The organism is Xanthomonas phaseoli pv. dieffenbachiae, from assembly GCF_008639345.1.
Taxonomy (GTDB): Bacteria; Pseudomonadota; Gammaproteobacteria; order Xanthomonadales; family Xanthomonadaceae; genus Xanthomonas; species Xanthomonas phaseoli.
Genome location: NZ_CP041380.1, coordinates 4,141,547 through 4,161,302, shown reverse-complemented (window position 1 = coordinate 4,161,302; position 19,756 = coordinate 4,141,547). Strand labels below are relative to the sequence as shown.

The window sequence follows — 19,756 nt, the reverse complement described above, 5'->3', positions numbered from 1 at the left end:
CCGACTCGAAGAACCTGCGGGCCCAAAGAGCCCGGCCAATCACGGCAGGCGTACACCGCACCAATCAAGCGAGCCCAACCGCCGACTGCATCACGCCTGGCGTAAGTGGCGCAGGCAACGCGGCGCCAGCCAATCGGCGAGCACGGCATTCATCGAGCCGGGAGTAAGGCACAGCGCATCGCGCACGGCCTTGACCGCTTCCGCATCGGTCAGGTCGGGACGCCTGTTATAGGCCGCGCAGACCGCCCGGATCGTGCCTTCGGGAATGCCGTCGAATGCGTAATAGCCAAGCTGGCCCCGGCGGTGCTCGCCACGCCAGTAGTCCAATTCGGTTTGCACATCGGCCTGCACGGGCGCCGAGATTGCGTGCATGGGACACCTCATTCGTTGATTGGGCAAGTGTTCGCCGCATCCTCGGAGGAACGTGTGAATGCGTTGTGCACGCCTCTTCCACGCGCGGTGCGTAGGCTGTGGGCAACCCAGCAGACCCGATGCGGTTTCCTGACGGGTTCATGCGGCGCCGCGGTGGCGTCGGCTTACGTCAGCCCCGGCTGATATCCTGGCCTCGATGCAGGCACGCAAGCGAGCTCAGCCAGCGCTCGATCAAGACGGCAGCCGTCGTTGGACTGGCACCGCTGCCGCGGCAAACCTTGCACTCCTTGGCGTTTCGGCATTCTCGAAGCGGCGACCGATCCAGAGCGTGACGCTTGGCACTGGCGCAATCGAGCGCTTCCATGCGTACTTCGCCCTCAGTCATCTGGGCGGGCTCGACTGGGGGAAGAGCGCCGCACCACCCACAGATCGTGACAGCAGCATGCAATTTTCGATGTGGTGCGTCAGCGCATTTCGCGCGGCCGTCACAATTCTCAACTGAACATGTATCAGTCATTGCGGACAGAAGCGCTCATGGACCGTCTTTCCTGCGCCATCATCGACGACGACGTGGAGTTCTGCGATCAGGTGGTTGAACTCGCCACCGATAGCGGCTTCCGTGCCAAGGGTATCCACACCCTCGGCGAAGCCAGCCGCTGGCTGGACAGCAACTTTCCGGACCTGTTGGTGGTGGATGTTGGCCTGCCAGACGGCAGCGGTTTCGATCTGATCGAACGGCTCGACCCTGACCACACCCCGCAGATCGTCGTGGTCTCGGGCGATTACGCGCGCGAAACCCAGGGTCGCGCGCAGCAGTTCGGGGTTAGCGAATTCCTGACCAAGCCGTTCGCGCCCGAGCGCCTGGAGCGCGTACTCGGGGGGCTGCGCGAAGCGCAACAGGGCAACCTGGGCATCGTTGGCAACAGCGACAGCATCGTCATGCTGCGCAAGGACATCGTGCGCGTGGCGCCGACCGATCTGAATGTCCTGGTGACCGGCGAAACCGGCACCGGCAAGGATCTGGTGGCGCGCGCCATCCACCGTGTGTCCGGTCGTCGCGGCCGCTTCGTGCCGGTCAACTGCGGGGCCATTCCGGAAGAGTTGCTGGCCAGCCAGTTGTTCGGCCACGAGCGCGGCAGCTTCACCGGCGCCGACCGTCGCCATGCCGGGTTCCTGGAGCAGGCCGCAGGCGGCACGCTGTTCCTGGATGAAATCGGCGAGATGCCCAAGCGGCTGCAGGTGTATCTGCTGCGGGCGATCGAATCGCGCAGCTTCATGCGTGTGGGCGGCAACGAGGAAATCGCACTGGATGCGCGCGTGGTGGCGGCCACCCACCAGCACGTGCAGCGCGAGCAGGCGGTGCTGCGTGAAGACCTGTTCTACCGTCTCAATGAATACCCGATCCAGGTGCCGCCACTGCGCGAGCGCCGCGGCGATGCGCGCCTGCTTGGCTTGCGCGTTATCGACGAGCTCAACGTCAAATACGGCAAGCGCAAGTTGCCGACCAAGTCGTTGCTGCGCTACCTGGCCTACCACGCCTGGCCGGGCAACGTGCGCGAGCTGCGCTCGTTCATCCACTATCTGTATCTGCGCTCCGATGGCGATCTGTTGAGCGCCCCGGACGTGGAGCAGACTGTGCCGCAGGCCGACCAGGATGGCTTGCTGATTCCTGTGGGCTGGACCGTGCGACAGGCCGAAGACGCGATGATCGAATCGGCACTGGCGCGCACGCGCTTCAACAAGAAGGCCGCCGCGCGAGAACTGGGCATCAGCGTGCGCACCTTGCACAACCGTCTCAGTGACAAGGGTGCGGAGTGAGCGAGGCACCGCGTGGGCAGCGGCGCGAGCTGCTGCACCAGTTGCGCAATCGTCTCAACGTGATGGGCTTTGCGTTGTATGCGTTGCGCAACGAAACGTCCAAGCCGCTGGAAACGCTGCGCACAGCGCATCAGGCCGCCGTCGAACTGCTCAACCAGCTGGGCGAGCAGGAGCGCGCCCTGCAGCAGCCCGGTGTGGAACCGGGCGATAGCGCCCAGCCCGCCCGCACCGATCAGTGATTGGCCGTTTCGGTCTGGTGGCTGAGCAGGCTGGTGATCGTGCGCGCGTTGTAGGGCTTCATGCAGTACGACAGATGCGCAAAGCGCTGCGGCAGCGTATAGCGGTCGTAGCCGGAGCAAAACGAAAACGGCACGCCGCGCTTCATCAATGCATCGGCGACCGGAAACACCGCCTGGCCGCGCACGTTGACATCCAGCAAGGCGCCATCGATGGCCTGACCCGACGCCACCAGCGAGAGCGCGTCGGGCACATTGCCGACCGGTCCCACGACATCGACGCCTGCTTCTACCAGCAAGTCGTTGAGCGATTCGGCCAACAAGTAATCGTCCTCGACCACAAGAATACGGCGGCCGGCGAGTGCAGTCTCGTGCATGACAGGCTCCAGGGCAGTGGCGTTTTTAGGCAACGCGCGTGCGCATGGTGCTCCCAATACAGGTTAACGCGGCGCGCAAGCAGGCGCTTCCAAGACCGGTCTCTGCAGTGTGCGCACGCAATGCGTGGCGTGGTGCATGGCGGTCCACCGTGCTTTACGCGATCATGGGCGATTGCGCTTGAACCCAGCGTTGCGACGCTAGTGCCGCCATGACCGACGACGAAACTTCCATCAACGACATCGCCACGGATGCGAACACGCAGCCGCCCTTATTCGTGCTCGGCGTGGGCGCCGCCGGCATGGACGCGGATCGCCTGGCAGAATTGCTCGATGCGGTTGCTGGCGCCTCGAATCTGGCCATCATGCTGTTGTTGCGCGACCGCCAATTATTGGATGGGGCACGCCTGCGCGAACTGCTTGGCAGCCAGGCGACCCTGCTGTCGGTCCCCAGTGATGGTGATCGGCTGCAACCGGGGCGCTTCTATCTGCCGCCGGCCGATACGGTGGTTACGCTGGAAGAAGGGCGCATCCGTCTGCGCGCCTTGCCCGGTGGCGAGAGCGATCACGGATTGATCGACAGCTTTTTCGTTTCGATGGCGCACGATCAGGATGGCAATGTGATCGGCCTGATCATGGGGCGCTTCGATGGCGACGGCACGCTGGGGACCGCGGCGATCCGCGAGTGCGGCGGTCTGGCGCTGGCCGTGGACGATGCCGCACTGCATGGGCTGGACCTGCGCAGCGCCAGCAACCCGGCTGCCATCACCGACGACATCCTGCCCCTGCCACAGATCGCCGCGCGTATCGCCGCGCACATGCAACGCCACCACGGCTTCGGTCATCCGGTGCCGACCGGCGTGCGCAATGGCAGCGAGAGCGACAAGCTCAGCCAGGTCGCCGCCATCCTGCGCAATACCACCGGTCACGATTTTCATGGCTACAAGCGCGCCACCTTCCTGCGGCGCGTGCAACGGCGCATGCAGGTGGCGCAGGTGGAAACCCTGGAGCAGTATCTGGAGGTGCTGCGCAATCGCTTCGACGAACCGTTGCAGTTGTTCAACGACCTGCTGATCGGCGTGACCAAGTTCTTTCGCGACCGCCGCGAGTTCGAATTCCTTGAGCAACAGGTGATTCCGCGGCTGTTCCAGGGCAAGCACACTGGCGACAGCCTGCGCATCTGGGTGCTGGGCTGCTCCACGGGCGAAGAGGCCTATTCGCTAGCGATGCTGCTGCGCGAACACGCCGAAACCCTGGACACCGCGCCACGCATCCAGATCTTCGCCAGCGATATCGACGGACGCGCACTGGCCACTGCGCGGGTGGGGCGCTATGCCTCCAGCATCGTCGGTGAAGTCGCACCCGAGCGGCTGCGGCGCTGGTTCGTCAAGGAAGGCGACACCTATGTGGTGAGCAAGGAGCTGCGCGAGCTGTGCGTGTTTTCGCAGCACAGCATCGTCAAGGACCCGCCGTTTTCGCGGCTTGACCTGGTGTCGTGCCGCAATCTGTTGATCTATCTGGATGCCGAATTGCAGAACCGGGTGATCCCGATCTTCCATTTCGCCATCCGTCCAGGCGGTTATCTGTTCCTGGGCAACGCCGAAAACGTCTCGCGTCACGCGCAATTGTTCACCCCGGTGGAGCGCAGCTTTCGTGTGTTTCAGCGCATCGATGCACAGAGCAACGTGCATGCGACGTTCCCAACCGTACCGACCGCTGCGGTTGCCCGGGTGCCGACACCGCCGCAACGGCAGCGCACTCCCGGCAATGCGCTGGTGCGTGCCGGCGAGCGTATCGCCGACCGTTATGCGCCGGCGTATGCGGTGCTGGACGAGCAGTTCGAGGTGCTGCACTTCTCGTCGCAGGCCGGGCGATTCATCCGCCCAGGCGGCGGCACGCCCAGTCTCAACCTGCTCAATCTGATCCATCGCGATCTGCGCCTGGACTTGCGCAGCGCGCTCAGCCGCGCAGAACGCGACCGCTCGCCCGTGCATGTCAGAGGCATCCAGGTGCACGAAGACGCGGCGACCTGGGCGGTGAACCTGTTCGTGGAGCCGACCGCCGATTCGGAGGTGCCGCGCGGCTACGTCGTGCTGTTCCAGGAAGTGGAAGCGCGCGAACCGGTGGAGCTGCCCCGCCCGCAAGACAGCGCACACGACGATGGTCATGTGCAAGTGCTGGAAAATGAGCTGCGCATTACCCGCGAGCGCCTGCAATCGATGATCGAAGAGCTGGAAAGCACCAACGAGGAGCTCAAGTCTTCCAACGAGGAATACCAGTCGCTCAACGAAGAACTGCAGAGCACCAACGAGGAGTTGGAAACCTCCAAGGAAGAGCTGCAATCGGTCAATGAGGAAGTGACCACCGTCAACGGTGAGCTGGCCCATCGCGTGCAGGAGCTGGCACATGCCAACAGCGATCTGAAAAACCTGCTGGAAAGCACCCAGATCGCCACCGTCTTCCTCGACAACGAATTGCGCGTCACCAACTTCACCCCGGCCGTCACCGACATCCTGCCGCTGGTGGAAAGCGATATCCAGCGCCCGATCAGCCACATCAAGCTGCATGTGGATTACGACGAACTGCAGGATGATGCGCGGCGGGTGATTCGCACCCTGGCAGTGCTCGATCGCGAGGTCGAAAATCCCACCACGCATGCGCGCTACATGGTGCGGGTGTTGCCGTATCGCACCGTGGACAATTTCATCGGTGGTGCGGTGCTGACCTTCATGGACGTCACCCCGCTCACGCGCGCCGAGCGTGCACTACGCAGCAGCGAGCAACGCCTGCGCACGTTGATGGAAGGTATCCCGCAGCTGGTGTGGCGCTCGCTCGATGGCGGCCGCTGGACCTGGTCCAGCACGCAATGGTCCAGCTACACCGGCCAGAGCGATGCCGAGAGCCTGGAACTGGGCTGGTTGCAGGCGGTGCACCCGGACGATCGCGAGCCGACCATGAATGCCTGGCTGGAAAGTGCGTCCAGCGGCGGGCTGGATATCGAACACCGTCTGTTCAATGCGGCCGAACAAGGTTACCGCTGGTTTCATACGCGCGGCGCCCCGGTGCGCGACGAACGCGGCCAGGTGCTGGAGTGGCTGGGCACCTCCACCGAATCGGACAACCTGCGCCGCCTGCAGGAAGAGCAGCGCGTCTTGGTGGCCGAGTTGCAGCACCGCACGCGCAATCTGATCACGGTGGTGCAGTCGGTGGCCAAGCAGACCGTGCAGGCCAGCCAGAGCATGCCCGAGTTTGCGGCCAAGTTCGAGGATCGGCTGGCTGCGTTGTCGCGCGTGCAGGGGCTGCTATCGCAATCGGACAATATGCCCACCACCATCGGTGCCCTGCTGCGCATGGAGCTGGATGCGCTAGGGGCAGAGCCGGATCAAAGCCGCATCGTGGTGGTGGGGCCGAACGTGGCGCTGCGCAAATCCACCGTGCAGACGCTGGCCTTGGCACTGCACGAGCTGGCGACCAACGCGCTCAAGCATGGCGCGCTGGCGGTGGATACCGGCACCTTGTCGATCCGTTGGGAAGTCGTCTCCGGCAGCGATACGCCGGCGCGCCTGAAGCTATTGTGGATCGAAGAAGGTGCCAGCCAGCAGCTGCGCAACGACCGCGATGAAGCCGGCGGTTTTGGCCGCCGGCTGATCGAAAAGGCGTTGCCGTACAGCCATGGCGCGCAGACGCGCTACGAGCTCAGCGATACGCGCCTGGAATGCGAGATCCAGTTGCCGCTCAATCCGGTGAACGGGTGAGTTGGACCGCAAGACGTCGGGACTGCAGGAATTGACCGCTGCAGCGGGCAGGGTGTGCACGCGCACAGCGCGGCACACGCCGCGATGTGCATGTCTGCCCACCGGCACGCGGCTTGGTGCGGATAACGACCTACGCGATCATCTGGACCGCTAGTGAAGAGCGCCGTACTGCACACGATACGCGTGTGTATTGCGTGCCTGCCTGCCGCAGCAAACTCTGCTGCACACGCTTGTGCATCTCACAACATCGCGTGCGCTGTACACGCGTAGCCTACGGAAAATACTGCGCGATGGTGCAGATCCTGCGGCCTATTCGGCGTTCGCAGCGCGTGCCGTGCGATTGAAGCTGCGTGAAACTCTTGCAGTGGCGACCTTTGCCAAAGTGAAAAAAGTTGGCGCGCATTATGCGTAACCACTGAAGTCATCGAGATGCATACAGTGGAGTAGTCATGATTACGCGCATTCTTCAGTTGTCTGCCCGCGTGGCGAGCAATGCTTGGGTCGAGGTCGGCGTAGGCGCTGATGCCGACATTCTGGTTGCAGACCGTGGCGGCAAACGCGAAGAGCGCGCCACCTTCGGTCGCCGCGCACCGGGGCAGCAGCGTTCGATCCATTTGCAGGAGCCCGGCGGACTGGGCGGGGTGGATCTGGCCATCTGGGAAACCCAGCGCTGCGCCATTCCACTGTGCGGTTTCGTCTGCACTGCATCGGCAGATGGCACCACTGCCGCAACCTGGTTGAGCCAGGACGGCAGTGCGGTGTATGCCGCCGGATTGCGCAACGTGATGGACATCGGCGGACACCTGCAGATGGGATTCTCGTTGCTCGTCGCTTCATCGGCGAGCATGCCCACCTACCGGCCGCTGTGTATCGACGCCGACCTGAGCAAGTGGCTGCACATGGGCGGTGCCGAAGCCATGCGTCATCTCACGCCCTGGCGGCTGGAACGCTGCGCCGCCGCAGCCGGCGTACGACCGGAGTGGGCGGGCGAAGCGGCCTCGGCGCGGAGCGCACGGGTGTGAGCGCGCGCGCCACATAGCCAAAAAGAAGGGGCCCAGTGGGCCCCTTCATCGTTGCGGTAGTGCGGATGGATCGGGATTGCCGCTTGGTGGCCAGCTCGCTGCGACCAGATCAATAGACCGCCGTTAAGCACGCAATCGTCAATCGTTCCCGGTGTCCTCGGCACCGTCATCCAGTGCGCGTTGCTGCGCGTCGATGTGTCGCTGCTTGCCGTACGTGCCGCTCTGGCCGAAGTTGGGTTGCGTGCTGCCATCGCGTTCCGGGTGGCCGTCGGGTTCGCCTTCGCCCAGGCTGCCGCCGCGGCCATGACCGCGTTGATTCAACGCTTCCGGCGCCCCGTCACGCGGTGGCTGTGCGTCGTGGGTCTGGACCGCCGATGGATCGTCACGGCCCCGGCCATCCACCGATGCGTCGGGACCGTTGCCGCGATAGGCCGATTGGCGTTCGTCGTGTGTGTCGAGTGTGGATTTTGTGTTCATGGCAACTCCTGTTCAGTGCAATGAAAAAGCCCGGAGCGCGCTGGCCCCGGGCTGATGAAGGGTGCAGCTGCACCCATCAATTAACGCTGGATATCGCCGGTGGTGGAGCCGGCGCCCGGACCTGCACCCAGGTCTGCGCCGGTCACGCGGTCCAGCTCGGGATTGGAGAGCAGGCGCTCGGACATGGCATCCAGCGCCGCGGTCTGCGTGGCATCCAGCGCAACCGTGGCAGAACCGTCGCCACCATCGACGGCGGCCTGCGCCTCGCGGTCTGCCACCACTTCCCACTGCTCGCCGGCATTCCACGGGCCGATCATGTCGCCCTCGCCCTGCGAGGTGTTGTAGTACTTGTCGGTGAAGCGCGGATCGCCCGGCAGCTTGCCTGGCGGGAAGTCCGGCTCGATCGAGTACAGGGCTTTTTCGAACGACTTCTGGTGCGCCACTTCGCGCGTCATCAAGAAACGCAGCGCATCCACGATGCCCGGATCGTCGGTGACGTTGATCAGGCGCTCATACACCAGCTTGGCACGTGCCTCGGCCGCGATATTGGAGCGCATGTCGGCCGTGGGGCAACCGATGCTGTCGACATACGCCGCCGTCCACGGCACGCCGCTGGAATTGACCAGGGCCGGGCCACCGCCATACAGGATTTGCTGGGTATGGCTGGTGCTGTTCTGGGTCATGTTGCGCATGTCCATGGCCTCTTCCATGCCCTCGGAGAGCACCGCCTTGGGCCCCTTGTTGAGCATGGCGATGATCGAGCCGATGATCTCCAGGTGGCTGATTTCTTCGGTGGCGATGTCGAACAGCAGATCCTTGCGGCCCGGATCGTCTTCGCCCAGGGCCTGGGTGAAATAGCGCATCGCAGCGGCGAGTTCGCCCTGCGGTCCGCCGAACTGTTCCAACATCAGCGTGGCCAAATCCGGGTTGGGCTGGGCGACACGGACGGTGTACATCAAACGCTTGTTGTGCATGAACATGGGTGATGCTCCATGGCTGGCGCCCGGCAACTACGACCACTCAGGGAGCGGGCAGAAACGTGGGGCTTTGGCTTTCGGGGGGATGCCCGCAGGGATATGCAAGCGACGCAGGACGGCGCCGCCGTCCTGCGCGGTGACTCAGGCGGCCTTGCTGGCCTTGGATGCCTTCTGGTTGCCGCCTTGCTCGGCAAGCAAAGTCAGCTTTTCGTCGGTGGCCTTTTCTTCTTCCAGCGTGGCCAGCAGTAGCGGCAAGGCATCGGCATAACCGAGTTGCTTGGCCATGGCGGCGATGGTGCCGTAGGACGCGATCTCGTAATGCTCCACCTTCTGCGCGCCGATCAGTGCAGCGTCGCGCACCGGGCCGGCTTCGATTTCGTCGATGACCTCGCGGCTTTCTTCGACCAGGCCTTCCATCGCAGCGCACTTGATGCGCTTGAGCTTGATGCCCAGTGTCTCCACAACCTGGTCGATGCGTTCGATCTGGCCCTGGGTTTCTTCCAGGTGGGTTTCGAAGGCTTGCTTGAGTTTCGGCTCGGTGGCCGCACGCGCAAGACGCGGCAGCGACTTGGTCAGCTGCTTCTCGGCGCTGTAGATGTCCGACAGTTCGTGGATGAAAAGTTCTTTGACGGTCTTGATCGCCATGTGTGGCTCCTTGGGTTGGTCAGAGGGTGGGTTGCTGCGTTCGCCATGTCGATGGCGATGCCTTGATGCGCTCGCGTTGCACGCCTGCAGACGAACGTGCCGATGGATCACGTAAGACACTTTTGAAATTCCGTGCGCGTCATTCGCTCGCAAACGAGCGCTGCGAGCACGTCGCTTGATGTTCTTCGAAAGACACCTTCGTCCTCGTTTCGATCTCCAGGCAGCACCGCGTGGTCGCTACGCTAGTCCTGCGAGTGTTAGCGGGATTGGTGGAAACGGTGATCCCGGTGCGATGGCGACCTGTGCTGTGGTGCAGGCCGCGCTCGCTGCGTGGGCAATGATGGAAAGTTCAATTGGCGTACCTACTACCGCCATCGCCTCGGCATGGATGTGGCGGCGCTTACGCATCGCTGCAGATGTCGCATCGATCCACGTCGATGCGATACAACAGTGATCGAACTTTTTGCGAGGCTGTGCGATGACGCCGCTGGACAAACCCTTACGTCGCGAACTGCAGATCGGCGATCAGGCATATACCTTGATCATCGATCCGCAAGGTTTGAAGTTGGTCGAGAAAGGCAAGCGCAAAGGCGTGACCTTGCGCTGGGAAGAACTGGTCAGCGGCGACGCTGCGCTGGCCAGTGCATTGCAGGCTTCGCTTGAAGATCGTTAGCGCGGCGGTGCCGAGCAGCGGTTAAAGCGCGAATGGAACGACTGCGCGCACCGTCTGGCGGGCGCGGCTGGCGATCGTTGCGATCGCGCACACCCTACTGCTCGCCTGCGCCGTCCACGCCGACCCGAAGCGTGCTGGATCGGGTGTTGATGCTGCGCTTGGCGTGGATCGATATTCCAACGACTGGAACAAGCGCGACAGGTGGCCTGGCACAACCATCTGCAGTGCTGGCATCTGGTGGAGGCCACTGCCCATCACTGCCAGCACCTACGCTTTGCAATGCACGCCGGCCACCACCGCGCTCGCCTGGCTCAGCGTGTGGCAAACAGCCGCGCCAGCTCGCGCACCGCCGCTTCCGTTGCGGCGCGATCGGGCATGGCGTCTGCGTTATTGAAGTCGTGCGCGCCTTGCGCCTGCACCAACAACCCGTCGCGTCGCGGCACGACGTTGAGATTATGGCCGCGCCAGACCAGGCCATAGGTGACTTCCGGCTGCGGGATCAGGCGCGCGGTCTGCCCGCGCACCGGAATCACGCTGTCGTCGCCCAGCAAGGCGCGCGCACCGTAGCCGGTCGCGTTGATCAGGATCTTCTCGCGCAAGTCGCCGAATTGGCGCGGATGCTCGAACTCGCGCGTGTAGAGCTCGCCGCCTGCCTGCAGAAAGTCGTCCATCAACAAGCGCGCGTAGGCGCTGAGGTTGAAGGTGAGCTGGCTGTAGCGGCGCACGAATGGCACTGGAAACGGATGACCGCCGGGCGCCACCGGCTGCGAGCGCGGACCAAGATCATCGAGCAGTTCGCGCTCCAGCGGCGGGTAGTCCGGCTCATGCGCTTCGGCAGAGGCGACAGGTTGATCGAAGGGCACGTCCGAGAGCACGTAGCCATCACGCCATTCAATCGGCTCGCCAGGCAGGCCCAGCAGGGTCTGGTAGCGGCGAAACGATGTGCGCGCCATGTCTTCCCAGCGCGTCTTGAAGTCGGCAGTGGCGTGTTCGCTGGTGCACACGCGCGAATCGGGCGACCACACGCCGGTGGCATAGAACGAACGCACATCCGGCAGGCGCTCGCGCGCGTAGATGCGCACGCGCAAGCCGGCGCGCTGCGCCACCAGGGCGGTGGTCAAGCCGATCGCGCCACACCCGATCACCGCCAGCTCGCGCGCAGCGGGGTCGGCCGCACGCACCAACCGTAATGCCTGTTCGGCGGCACCCCACGAGAGCGACCACCCGCTGCCGCCATGCCCGTAGTTGTGCACCACCGTCCTGCGCCCGAGACGCTCGGCTTCGATCCGCGGCCCCTGTGCACGGAACGGGCGCGTGCAACCGTTGATGGCGATGATGCGGTCGACCGAGGCGCGCATCGGTGCCAATGGCGGGGCAGCCGCGAATGGCGCAGGCAGACCACCCGGCGGCGTGACCGGCAGCGTGGCGGGCGGGACGGCGCGCGTCTTGTCGGTTGCTGCCCAGCTCGCCGTGGAGGCGGCCGCCAGCGCAACACCGGCGCTGCGTAGAAAATGACGACGGTGCATGCAACTCCCTGACGTGCTGTGGTGGGTGATGTGGTTGCCGTGATGCGGCTCGCCCCGCCTGCGCGGATGCATGCTGTGGCCTCTGCAGATGTGTTGTCTGTCGCGTGCCAGCATCCGAGCGCGGCATGCGCAGCGCCGGCATGTCTCCAGCATAGCGCGCGCATCTGCCGCGGCCGTAGCCGGCACCACGGTTTCGCACCGCAATCCTGGCGCTTGATGCCGCGCTGGCGGCCATTCGTCGCCCGGGGCTTTCGCAGTCGCGCGCGCCGGCTATGCTCGCTCCCGTCCCACCCAACGAGCTGCCCACCCGTGTCTGCCAGCGTCTTCCTGATCGTGCGTATCGTGTTCGCCTGGGCCGCCGCGTTGGTGGTGGCAGGGATCATGTGGGCGCAGTTGTTCGGCTCCATCGGCCCGATCTACGCGTTGGCCTGCATGGTCTTGCTGACGCTTGCGTTGATGAGTTCGGTCACCCATGTGCGGCGCGTGCGCCTGATCGCCGATCGGCTGGACCACACCACCTTGTCCACCCGCCAGCGCCGCCAGATCGAAGTGCCGCTGGATGTGCAGGCCAGCTTTGCGGTGATGGAAGAGGCGGTGCGTGCACTGCCGCGTGTGCAGGACATCGAATGCGCACCGGGCAGCCTGCTGATCCGCGCCAAGGTGCGCCGCATCGACCCGTACGCCGGTCGCCAGCCGTCGCGCTGGAACCTGTTCGCGCGCTTTGCCATCACCCACAACCAGATCCTGGCGACGATCGCGCCGGGGCAGGGCACCAGCAGCGTCACCGTGTTGTGCGAGCCCGACGCCGGCGCCTGGGTGGATCTGTTCGCGGTGGACGAAGGCAGCAATTACGAAAACGCCGAGGCGATCAATCGCGCGGTGGTGCGCCGGGTCGGCGAGCAGCGTCGCGACGAACAGGCCGCCGCCGAACAATCGGTCATGGAAAAGGAACTGGCCGTGGCCGCCTGAATCTGCTGCACGCCCAGGTCGAGCCGCACTTTCTTTACAACACCCTGGCCAGCGCACAGGTGCTGGCGCGCACCGACCCGCCGCGCGCCGAGATCATGATCGGCCATCTGATCCAGTATTTGCGCAGCTCGCTGCCCAATGCCGACGGCGCCATCGCCACCCTGGGCGAAGAACTCGAACGCACCCAGGCCTACCTGGAGATCCTGCGCATCCGCATGGGCACGCGGCTGGCCCTGCAGGTGGAAGTGCCCTACGAACTGCGTGCGTTGCCGCTGCCGTCGATGATGTTGCAGACCTTGGTGGAAAACGCGATCAAGCACGGGCTGGAAGCCAAGCCCGGTGGCGGCACCGTGTGGATCCTGGCGCGTCGCCACGATGACCATGTCACCCTCACCGTGGCCGACGACGGCCAGGGCTTCAACACGCACAGCCACGGCACTGGCATCGGCTTGAAGAACCTGCGCGAGCGCTTGCAGCTGATCTATGCCGGCAAGGCGAGCTTTGCCATCGTGTCCAACTTCCCCAGCGGGGTGGCGGCCACCTTGAGCCTGCCGCTGCCGACGCAGTTTGCTGCCGCGCCACCGCCGCTACCGTTAGCTACTGCGGGCGCACAGGCCGCACACGCCTCCCAGGTGCGGGCATGAGTGCGCTGCGCGCGGTGGTGGCCGAAGACGAAGCCTTGCTGCGGCAATCGTTGCTGACGCTGCTGGCCGAGGTGTGCCCGCAGTTGCAGATCGTGGGCGACTGCGAGGACGGTGCCAGCGCGCTGGAGACCATCGCCGCGCAGCAGCCGGACGTGGTGTTCCTGGATATCCGCATGCCCGGCCTCACCGGCATCGAGGTGGCGCGTGCGATGCGCGAGGTCAGCCCGCGCAGCCAGGTGGTGTTCGTCACCGCCTACGACCAGTACGCCATCGATGCGTTCGAACACGGTGCGGTGGATTACCTGCTCAAGCCCATCGGCCGCGAGCGACTGCAGGCCGCCTGGCAGCGCGTGCAACAACGCGCCGCTGCCGGGCAGCCGGATGGCGCGTTGTTGGAGGCCTTGCTGCAGCGTTTGTCGGCACTCCCGGCCGCAGCCAGCGCTGCCCCGCCGCTGGCCTGGCTTACCGCCAGCAGCGGGCGCGAGACGCGCCTGATCGCGCTGGATGAGGTGGCGTATTTCCAGGCCGATCAGAAATACACCACGGTGATGACCGCGGCCGGCGAAGCGGTGTTGCGCACGCCATTGCGCGAACTGCTGGATGTACTGGACCCGCAAGTGTTCAAGCAGATCCATCGCTCGACCATCGTCAACATGAAGGCGGTTGCCTCGGTGGTGCGCGAGGACACCGGCAAGGGCCGGCTGGCGCTGCGCGGCCGCAGCGAAACGCTGACCGTCAGCCAGCCGTTCATGAGCCTGTTCCGCGGCATGTAAGCGCGTTCGGCAGACATCGCGAGCAGTCCCGGATGGATACCGACAGCGCGCGTGGAACCGGCATGCGCGCGCGCGCGCCACGGCCGAGTTGCGATGACCGATCACCGCTGCCTGATGCGCTGCAGCCTGCTTTGATTCCCCCGTTTGCATCGACTGAAAGGACTGTCTCCATGCGCCTGATCGCCTCCCTGGTGTATTGCCTGCTTGCCCTGGCCGGCTGCCACGAACGCAGTGGCACCACCTCGATCACCCGTGCCACCCGCGACGGCCACGATGTGATCTTCAGCAAGACGCTGATCACCGCGACCGGTACCAGCGTGCATTGCCTGGCCAGCGATACCGGCCATTGCTACTATCTGATCTTTGAGGAGCAGTGCGGCGCTCGCAGCAGCGGTGATGGCGCAAGCACACCGACGTGTGCCCGCAAGACCTTGGACAGCTTTGCGCTGGCGCCAGGGCAGGTGCGCGAATTGCGCGGCGTCCCCGGCCAGGCGCACACCTGTGTGGACACCACCGCTCCGCGGGCCGATTGCCACGGTTGAGGAAGGCTTACCCACGCACCGAGCCGGCGTCGGGTGGGCGTGCCTCAGGTGGCACCCTCCACGCGCACAAGCCGGAGCGCACCGCGCAGTGTCTGCGGGTCCCCGGCACCGGCACCCCGCGGCGCCAGCCTGGCTGCGGTGCAGATATGCCTGGTCGCTGCAGCAGGCAATGGGCACCGGCGTGCGTCGGCAGGCGGCGCACTGCCGAATCGGCAGGATGCCGGCAGCGAAACCCCGGCCATGCCTGAATACGCACTGACGGCAAGCGGTCGCTTCTGCGATCATTACCGGCTTGTTGCCGGTTCACGGCGTCCTCACTGCCAGGCTCCTCATGTCCGAACACTCGCTACGCCGCGACGTTGGCCCCTTCGCCCTCATGCTCACCGGCCTGGGCTCGATCATCGGCTCTGGTTGGCTGTTCGGCGCCTGGCGCGCAGCCGGGCTGGCCGGCCCCGGCGCGATCTGGGCCTGGGTGCTGGGCGCAGCGATCATCACCACCATCGCGCTGTCGTATGCCGAGCTGGGCGCCATGTTCCCCGAATCCGGCGGCATGGTGCGCTACAGCCACTATTCGCACGGATCGCTGGTGGGCTTTATTGCCGGCTGGGCCAACTGGATCGCCATCGTCTCGGTGATCCCGGTCGAGGCCGAGGCCTCGGTGCAGTACATGGCGTCCTGGCCATGGGCCTGGGCGCAGGGCTTGTATGTGCAGGCGCCCGGAGGGGCAGGTGAGCTCTCGGTGCCCGGCCTGCTGATTTCGGCGGTGCTGGTGCTGGTGTATTTCTTCTTGAATTTCTGGAGCGTCAAGCTGTTCGCGCGCTCCAATACGCTGATCACGGTGTTCAAGCTCGTGGTGCCCGCGGCGACCGGCGTGGCGCTGATCGCCAGCGGCTTCCACAGCGAGAACTTCGGCGTCGGCATCCACGGCGATGCGCACGTGCTCGACCTGGCCGCGGTGCTCACCGCAGTGGCCACCGCCGGCATCGTCTTCAGCTTCAACGGCTTCCAGAGCCCGGTGAATCTGGCTGGCGAAGCGCGTAACCCCGGGCGCAGCATTCCGTTCGCCGTCTTGGGTTCGATCGCGCTGGCCACCGTGGTGTACGTGATCCTGCAGGTGGCCTACATCGGCGCCGTGCCGCCGGATCTGCTGGCCAAGGCCGGCTGGCACGGCATCGATTTCCGCTCGCCGTTCGCCGAACTGGCCATCATCGTCAACCTGCATTGGTTGGCGATGCTGCTGTACATCGATGCATTCGTCAGCCCCAGCGGCACCAGCATTACCTATACCGCGACCACTGCACGCATGGTCTACGGCATGGAAAAGAACGGCACCATGCCGGCCGTGCTGGGCAAGCTGCACCCGGTCTGGGGCGTGCCGCGCATGGCGATGTTCTTCAACCTGGCCGTGTCGTTCGTGTTCCTGTTCTTCTTCCGCGGCTGGGGCACGCTGGCGGCGGTGATCTCGGTGGCCACCATCATTTCCTACCTCACCGGTCCGATCAGCGCGATGGCGCTGCGTCGCCATGCACCGGAGCTGCATCGCCCGCTGCGCATCGCTGCGCTGCCAGTACTGGCTGGCGTGGCCTTCGTGATGGCCACCGAACTGCTGTACTGGGCGCGCTGGCCGCTGACCGGCGAGATCATCCTGCTGATGGTCGTGGCGCTGCCGGTGTACTGCTATTACCAGGCCAAGCAGGGCTGGCCGGACCTGCGCCGCAACCTCAAGGGCGCGGCCTGGATGATCTGCTACCTGCCCACCATCGCCCTTGTCTCGTGGGCCGGCAGCACCGATTTCGGTGGCCACGGCTACCTCAGCTACGGCACCGATCTGGTCGTGGTCGCCGTAGTGGGCGCGGTGTTCTACGTCTGGGGCGTGCGCAGCGGCTGGCGGACTCCCTCGGTGGAGAAGGCGGTTGCGCAGGCGTGAGCGGTCACCGTGTCGGGCGCGCTGCCAGGCGCCGGCGCCCGTCAACCGGCTGGCAGTGATCGCTGGGAATCAACAACAACGGCCGGTGCAGTGCGCACCGGCCGTTGTTGTTTGCAGCGGAATCAGTGCTGCAGGCAACGCGTTTCCGTCAACGGCGTCGCTGCATCGCCACGGCGGCCCTGGTCAGGAATTGACCACCAGCCGTGGCGCGCCATCGAAGCGGTCGAGGTCGCGCAGCAGTTCGGTATAGCGGCGCAGGCGGCCCATTTCGCGCATGTTGACGATGTCCTCGTGGCGCAACTCGCGCTTGGAGGTGACCTCCTGCTTGTAGCGCAGCACCTCCGGATAGCGGCGCGTCATGTCCAGCGCGTCGGCAACGCACTCGACCGAGTCTGCATCCGGCGTCACCCGTGCGCGGCTGTTGAAGGCGCGTAGCCAGCGCTCGAAACCGGCGCTGTGGTCGAACAGATCGGCGATGTACCACATCACGAACAGGATCGACGCCCAGGAGGTGAAGATGATCACCACCCGGCTGAAGGTCAGGTGGTAGTCGTTCTGCCACAGCTGGTGCGTGATCACGCCCAGCAATATCAGCGAAATCGCCTGCCAGCCGATGATCGAGGCGATCACCCACTGCTTTTTGGCCACCTTGAGCAACGAAAGCTCTTCGTCGAGCTGCGCGTCGGTCTTGTCGCGCCAGTGAGCCACCTGCTCGTCGAAGGGGAGCCGATGGAGTGCGTTGTCCTGCAATAGCAGGCCTAAACCCTGGAACAAAGCGATCATGACAAGCTCCTGACGGATGGCTGGTACGAACGACTTGCTGCACTGGCCGTGGCCGGTGCCCTGGAGCGTCCGCAACGTGCTGGCCAAGCAGTGCGTCGACGGACGGTCTTAGTTCTAGCACTTTCGCTGTGCATGGCAATGCCCCAAGCCAAGCGCCGGCCGCGCAATTCTGCGCAGACGCGCACAAATTGCTGAATTCAGGCGGATTTGCTGCAATGCCGCCACCGCGTGCCTGCGCTGGGCCTTCGATCTTGCTGCACTGCACACTCGGCGCTGCGGTAATTGCCGGGTTCACGGGGGATGGCAGGCTGGCTTGCCGGACACGTTCGGAAGGTAGGCGTTGGGGCGACGCCGGGCCCGCTTGTAGAAAGATCAGGGGGGACTGCCCGAGTGGTCAGTACCCACCCAGATGCCAGGTCGCCCTCTTCCGGCGCCGCGGTCACGATGCCCGTCCGCATCTGGTCGCCGTCGCGACTCATGAGTGGATGCTGGTTTGCGCGACGCTGATCTGGCGTTGCAGATGCGCTGCGTATCATGGCCGCATGTCAGCCGTCCTGCGCACTCTCACCGCCCCCGCCGCCAAACAGATCCATCGCTGGGTGCTCGATGCGTTTCCGCGTGGCCAGAGCACCATCGAATACGACCAGCCGCTGGGCGACCCGGGCATCTTCGGGCCCGACAGCATCACCTGGCGCATCCATTCCGAAATTCCGGGCATGTTGTCCGGCGGCCTGTGCGCATTGATGTTGCAGTTGTTGCATCCGCGCGCGCTGGCCGGGGTCTACGACCATTCCAACTTCCGCACCGATTTGATCGGGCGGCTGCGGCGCACCACCAACTTCGTCGCCGGCACCACCTACGCACCACGTGCGGAAGCCGAACAACTGATTGCGCGCGTGCGCAAGATCCACTCGCATATCCGCGGCCACACCGCCGACGGCGTGCCTTATGAGGCCAACGACCCGCAGTTGCTCACCTGGGTGCATGTCACCGAGGCCTACGGGTTTTTGCAGGGATGCCGGCGTTATTGCCGCCAGGTACCTGCTGCCATCGCCGATCGCTATTACGACGAAGCGCGACGCGTGGCTGAAGCGCTGGGCGCTGCCGATGTGCCGGCCAGCGAGGCGCAGGTGGATGCATATTTCGCATCGGTCCTGGGAGAGTTGCGCATGGACGCGCGCTCGCGCGAGGTGCTCGACATCCTCACCAGCATCCAGCTGCCAGTGCCCGCCGCGGGCCTGTCGCGCGGGGTATTTCTCGGCGCTGGCACGGCCTTGTTGCCCGGCTGGGCCAGCGACATGCTCGGCCGCACCGCCGCCCAACGCGCGCAGGCGCGCGCATCGGCACGGTTGCTGCGCAGCCTGTCGCCGCTGTTCCGCACCGCCTTGCGCGACGGACTGTCTGCGCGTGCATGCAGGCGCATGCAATTGCCGCCGGCGATGTTGCTGGAGTGGCCCAACCGCGCGTAATAGTTGCGAGATTGGGCTGGTTGCGCGTTCTGGAGTGGCGAGCGACGTGGCGGTGCCCGGGAGCGGCTGGCAAGGGGGATGCGCGCGGGCGGTAGCGTGATGCGCACCGTACCCTCACCCCAACCCCTCTCCCGAGGGGAGAGGGGCTTTCAGCACCCTGCCGCAGCGGCGGTGAGCGGCCAGCTGGTAGGTGTAGCGTTGCGTGCTGCGTGCTACCAGCAATCGAACACTAGCCTTTCTTCCTTCGGGAGAGGGGTTGGGGCGAGGGTAGGGGCATGTCGAGCGGCAACCCAGGCGTCACGAGTTTTTTAAGCAGGCAGGCCAGCAAAGAAATCGTGAGTGCCGCGCTAATCACGTAATGCCGAGAACCGGCACAGCACAGCAACAACGCCAGCAGCAGCAAGAAAAACAACAACAGCAACAGCAACAGCAACAACAACAACAACAACAACAGCAACAACAGCAACAACAGCAACAACAGCAACAACAGCAACAACAGCAACAACAGCAACAACAGCAACAACAGCAACAACAGCAACAGCAACAACAACGGCAACAACGGCAACAACGGCAACAGCAACGGCAACAGCAACGGCAACAGCAACGGCAACAGCAACGGCAACAGCAACGGCAACACCGACAACAACAGCGGCAAAACAGCAACAGCAGCATGCACGCAGTACCAAAGCTTAGCTGCGTCTCATCTCACTTCCGATCCCGTGGCGAGTCGCTCAACCTTCAACGCCAGACCAGCCTTGGCAGCGAAGAACTGCA

General features: G+C 64.7%; 18 protein-coding genes and 2 pseudogenes. 12 read left to right on the top strand and 8 right to left on the bottom strand.

All coding sequences use genetic code 11. The features are described from left to right. Positions 1-90: 90 nt before the first annotated feature. Positions 91-372 carry a hypothetical protein gene (locus FLG15_RS18530; protein WP_017157410.1) on the bottom strand — a complete coding sequence of 94 codons (282 nt, stop codon included), beginning with the start codon at positions 370-372 and terminating at the stop codon, positions 91-93. A gap of 196 nt (positions 373-568) precedes the next feature. Here FLG15_RS18530 and FLG15_RS18525 point away from each other — a divergent pair, with 196 nt between their 5' ends. Genes FLG15_RS18525 through FLG15_RS18515 form a run of 3 tightly spaced genes read left to right on the top strand, consistent with a single transcriptional unit; the run spans position 569 to position 2,429 of the window. Beyond that, entirely contained in the window at positions 569-874 is a 306-nt protein-coding gene (locus FLG15_RS18525; protein ID WP_081022726.1) for a hypothetical protein, read from the top strand. A 32-nt stretch (positions 875-906) separates the two neighbouring features. Next, positions 907-2,190 (top strand): sigma-54-dependent transcriptional regulator, encoded by a 1,284-nt coding sequence (locus FLG15_RS18520; RefSeq protein WP_017157411.1) that lies wholly within the window; start codon positions 907-909, stop codon positions 2,188-2,190. Beyond that, positions 2,187-2,429 carry a hypothetical protein gene (locus FLG15_RS18515; protein WP_209227097.1) on the top strand — a complete coding sequence of 81 codons (243 nt, stop codon included), beginning with the start codon at positions 2,187-2,189 and terminating at the stop codon, positions 2,427-2,429. Before FLG15_RS18520 ends, FLG15_RS18515 begins: the two co-directional genes overlap by 4 nt. On the opposite strand, the gene FLG15_RS18510 is transcribed toward FLG15_RS18515, so the two are convergent. Next, complete coding sequence (locus FLG15_RS18510) at positions 2,423-2,803, bottom strand: response regulator (protein ID WP_057677575.1); 381 nt, start codon at positions 2,801-2,803, stop codon at positions 2,423-2,425. The genes FLG15_RS18515 and FLG15_RS18510 overlap by 7 nt on opposite strands. 209 nt (positions 2,804-3,012) lie before the next feature. Between FLG15_RS18510 and FLG15_RS18505 the strand changes: the two genes are divergently transcribed. From FLG15_RS18505 to FLG15_RS18495, 3 genes and pseudogenes are all read left to right on the top strand, one after another. Beyond that, positions 3,013-6,555 (top strand): CheR family methyltransferase, encoded by a 3,543-nt coding sequence (locus FLG15_RS18505; protein ID WP_150147016.1) that lies wholly within the window; start codon positions 3,013-3,015, stop codon positions 6,553-6,555. 220 nt (positions 6,556-6,775) lie between these two features. Then, positions 6,776-6,974 (top strand): annotated as a pseudogene (locus FLG15_RS18500) (hypothetical protein). A 30-nt stretch (positions 6,975-7,004) separates the two neighbouring features. Then, positions 7,005-7,577 carry a hypothetical protein gene (locus FLG15_RS18495; protein WP_150147013.1) on the top strand — a complete coding sequence of 191 codons (573 nt, stop codon included), beginning with the start codon at positions 7,005-7,007 and terminating at the stop codon, positions 7,575-7,577. Positions 7,578-7,715: 138 nt separating this feature from the next. Here FLG15_RS18495 and FLG15_RS18490 read toward each other — a convergent pair whose 3' ends face one another. From FLG15_RS18490 to FLG15_RS18480, 3 genes are all read right to left on the bottom strand, one after another. Further along, on the bottom strand, positions 7,716-8,054 hold the full coding sequence (locus FLG15_RS18490; RefSeq protein WP_150147010.1) for a hypothetical protein: 339 nt from the start codon (positions 8,052-8,054) through the stop codon (positions 7,716-7,718). A gap of 80 nt (positions 8,055-8,134) precedes the next feature. After that, entirely contained in the window at positions 8,135-9,034 is a 900-nt protein-coding gene (locus FLG15_RS18485; RefSeq protein WP_057677571.1) for a manganese catalase family protein, read from the bottom strand. 138 nt (positions 9,035-9,172) lie between these two features. Then, positions 9,173-9,676: a YciE/YciF ferroxidase family protein gene (locus tag FLG15_RS18480; RefSeq protein WP_057677570.1), complete on the bottom strand. Its 504-nt coding sequence runs from the start codon at positions 9,674-9,676 to the stop codon at positions 9,173-9,175. A 478-nt stretch (positions 9,677-10,154) separates the two neighbouring features. Between FLG15_RS18480 and FLG15_RS18470 the strand changes: the two genes are divergently transcribed. Next, positions 10,155-10,349: a hypothetical protein gene (locus FLG15_RS18470; protein WP_057677569.1), complete on the top strand. Its 195-nt coding sequence runs from the start codon at positions 10,155-10,157 to the stop codon at positions 10,347-10,349. A gap of 311 nt (positions 10,350-10,660) precedes the next feature. Here FLG15_RS18470 and FLG15_RS18465 read toward each other — a convergent pair whose 3' ends face one another. Next, positions 10,661-11,875: an FAD-dependent oxidoreductase gene (locus tag FLG15_RS18465; RefSeq protein WP_150147007.1), complete on the bottom strand. Its 1,215-nt coding sequence runs from the start codon at positions 11,873-11,875 to the stop codon at positions 10,661-10,663. A gap of 309 nt (positions 11,876-12,184) precedes the next feature. Between FLG15_RS18465 and FLG15_RS18460 the strand changes: the two are divergent. From FLG15_RS18460 to FLG15_RS18445, 4 genes and pseudogenes are all read left to right on the top strand, one after another. Beyond that, positions 12,185-13,488 (top strand): annotated as a pseudogene (locus FLG15_RS18460) (sensor histidine kinase). Further along, entirely contained in the window at positions 13,485-14,261 is a 777-nt protein-coding gene (locus tag FLG15_RS18455; protein ID WP_057677567.1) for a LytR/AlgR family response regulator transcription factor, read from the top strand. The pseudogene FLG15_RS18460 and the gene FLG15_RS18455 overlap by 4 nt, the downstream one beginning before the upstream one ends. 170 nt (positions 14,262-14,431) lie before the next feature. Continuing rightward, positions 14,432-14,803 (top strand): hypothetical protein, encoded by a 372-nt coding sequence (locus FLG15_RS18450; protein ID WP_017157422.1) that lies wholly within the window; start codon positions 14,432-14,434, stop codon positions 14,801-14,803. Positions 14,804-15,134: 331 nt separating this feature from the next. Further along, positions 15,135-16,730, top strand: a complete 1,596-nt coding sequence (locus FLG15_RS18445) for an APC family permease (protein ID WP_150147004.1) — start codon at positions 15,135-15,137, stop codon at positions 16,728-16,730. 183 nt (positions 16,731-16,913) lie between these two features. Here FLG15_RS18445 and FLG15_RS18440 read toward each other — a convergent pair whose 3' ends face one another. Further along, positions 16,914-17,588: a hypothetical protein gene (locus tag FLG15_RS18440; RefSeq protein WP_081022732.1), complete on the bottom strand. Its 675-nt coding sequence runs from the start codon at positions 17,586-17,588 to the stop codon at positions 16,914-16,916. A 410-nt stretch (positions 17,589-17,998) separates the two neighbouring features. On the opposite strand from FLG15_RS18440, the gene FLG15_RS18435 reads away from it, so the two are divergent. Beyond that, on the top strand, positions 17,999-18,982 hold the full coding sequence (locus tag FLG15_RS18435) for an oxygenase MpaB family protein (RefSeq protein WP_209228179.1): 984 nt from the start codon (positions 17,999-18,001) through the stop codon (positions 18,980-18,982). 229 nt (positions 18,983-19,211) lie between these two features. Here FLG15_RS18435 and FLG15_RS23580 read toward each other — a convergent pair whose 3' ends face one another. Further along, complete coding sequence (locus tag FLG15_RS23580) at positions 19,212-19,637, bottom strand: hypothetical protein (protein ID WP_209228181.1); 426 nt, start codon at positions 19,635-19,637, stop codon at positions 19,212-19,214. Positions 19,638-19,756 lie beyond the last annotated feature (119 nt).